1 protein-coding gene is annotated in these 1,599 nt (G+C 47.4%); it reads left to right on the top strand.

The window, feature by feature from the left end:
• Positions 1-82: 82 nt before the first annotated feature.
• A partial coding sequence (locus GZ78_RS29240) for a hypothetical protein (protein ID WP_034831844.1) occupies positions 83-1,599 on the top strand: 1,517 nt, incomplete at its 3' end.

The raw sequence follows: 1,599 nt of genomic DNA on the forward strand, positions 1-1,599 counted from the left end.
TGGGGCATGGAAGGTCGGAGCTGCACTTAGCGGACTTGAATCAATACATGCCCAGGCCGATCCATCAGGAAGCGGTAAGGCAGTGATTGACGAAATATATTTAAAAAGAAGTGCTTCAACTACTGATACTGAACGTATGCTCAAGGTGGTCACCTCCATACAAGCCAATCCTATTGAGATAACGTCAAGCGACCCAGACTTAATTAGCAAAGTAACTGTCAGCGATCAGGCCAAATTCGGTAATATATCCGGTGCTACAACGATCAATATGATCGGCTCTGACTGGACAACAGCAGGCACCATAAACGATGCAAGCCAACTCAATGCCAACACAGCCATTGCTGAAGTTCAGGTGGGGGCTGGTGCCAGCACAAACAATGAAGCAAAAAAACTAGCCTTTACCGGAGCAAGCAAGCTTGATATCACACCCAATGAAAATGGCTCAATTGAAACATTAACGATTTTTGACAAAGCCACACTCGGTGCAGTTTCAGGCGTCACTAATGTAACCATTAATTCTCCGAGCAAAAACTGGACAGCAGATGTTGTTACCGATGCCACTTCACTGGATGTCAAAAACCCTGTTAACAATGTGTACGTAGGATCTAATGTCATTGTTCCAGCCAGTAGTGATGACACCGCTAGCCTTGTTTTTAAAACAACGTCTAAACCCTTGAACATCTCAGATAACTACCACATTGGAAATCTGATAATCAAAGATAATGCCTTGTTAGGTGATATCAATAGTGTTAAGACCATGGAGGTCTCAGGTGCAGGCTGGAAGGTGGAAGGCTGGATTGACAACAGTCGCGACCTTACCCTTAAAACACCTGTAGATAATATCTACGTCAGTAGCAGTAAAGATGCAAGCATTTCGGTATTGCCCAATTTGTCCTCACTGAGACTGAGAACACCTGCCGATACAGAAACCCGACTGGCTATTGATACCGAAGGTGAAGGTGTTATCAAGCACCTTCACATACACGACAGCACCAACCTGGGCGATGTGGGAGCCACTGAACATTTAACGATTCATAGTGCCAGTAAAAACTGGAAACTCACCCGGAACAACCCCCTTCACGACTTAAAATTACTCACCGTTGCTGAGGGTGCCAGCGTTGATGCTGTAACCTTTGTTCCCCAAGGACCTCTGAAAAGTACAAATGACAAGAGTCAAACTATCCCCCTCAGCTTTGATCAAACCTCCTTTGCAGGTGTCGATCACTTCGAGCTAAGCTCCAATGGTCAGGTGAATTCTGTTGACTTTTCAGAGGATAGTGCTCGCCCCCCCCTCTATCACGTTCAGGCCGGTGGCAAAACTGACAGCCTGAAAGGTCGCTCTGGGCTTGGTGACGAGTTGACTCTTGTAAAAGGTGAAGTCAGCCAGGTAGAAGGAATAGACTCTATCGTCGCTACCGGCATTGGCTGGAAGGTCAGCGGCTGGATCGACAAGGCCAGAACATTATCAGCCGCCTCCCCTATTGACCACCTCTATGTCAGCGATACCGAAACCCCGGTCATGGAACCCAGGGATATGTCCTCCCGGCTAAGAATGGCCACTGGTGACCAGCCCCTGACTGTAGAAGGTTCCGCTCCCAT

This window comes from Endozoicomonas numazuensis (assembly GCF_000722635.1).
Taxonomy (GTDB): domain Bacteria; phylum Pseudomonadota; class Gammaproteobacteria; order Pseudomonadales; family Endozoicomonadaceae; genus Endozoicomonas_A; species Endozoicomonas_A numazuensis.